This window comes from Zoogloea sp. (genome assembly GCF_023150065.1).
Lineage (GTDB): Bacteria > Pseudomonadota > Gammaproteobacteria > Burkholderiales > Rhodocyclaceae > Zoogloea.
This window is the reverse complement of record NZ_JAKLLN010000132.1, coordinates 1-669: the sequence shown is the minus strand read 5'-3', so window position 1 is coordinate 669 and position 669 is coordinate 1. Positions and strand designations below refer to the sequence as shown.

At 71.9% G+C, this 669-nt stretch carries 1 protein-coding gene; it reads right to left on the bottom strand.

The window, feature by feature from the left end; genetic code table 11:
* A partial coding sequence (locus L6Q67_RS23860) for a putative Ig domain-containing protein (protein WP_296576099.1) occupies window positions 1-669 on the bottom strand: 669 nt, incomplete at both ends.

The following is a 669-nucleotide window of genomic DNA, read 5'->3' as shown; positions in this document are numbered from 1 at the left end:
AGACGGTGTAGCTGAAGGTGTCGGTGGCGTGCTGGCCGGCCTGCAGGGTGTTGTCGGTGGCGGTGTAGGTGTAGCTGCCGTCGGCGCGGATCAACAGGGTGCCGTGGGCGCCGACGACGCTGGTGCCGGCGGCGGTGACCGCGGTGGCCGGGGTGCCGGTGCCGGTGCCGATGCGGGTGACGCTGAGGGTGTCGCCGTCCGGGTCGGTGTCGGCGCGGTCGCCGCCGATGCCCACGCCGGTGACGACGTTGCCGCCGGCGCTGAGGTTTTCGGAGACGGCGAGGGTGTCGGCCACGGCCGTCGGGGCCGGGTTGGTGACGTTGAGCTGGAAGGTCTGGGTGACGCTCGCGCCGCTGCCGTCGGTGGCGGTGACGACGATGCTGTACGGGCCACCTTGCGAGGCGCCGGCGCCGAGGGTGCCGGTGATGACGCCGGTGTTCGGGTCGATCGTGAGGCCGGCCGGCAGGTTGGTGGCAGTGTAGTGCAGCACGTCGCCGGCGTCCGGATCACTGAAGCTGCCGGAGGTGGGGATGCGGAGGTCGGTGGCGGCATCCACGCTGCTGACATTGGGCAGGGTGCCGACGGTGACCGGGACGTCGTTGGTGCCGGTGACGTCGATGGTGAGGGTGGTGGTGGCGGTGCCGCCCTGACCGTCGGAGACGGTGTAGC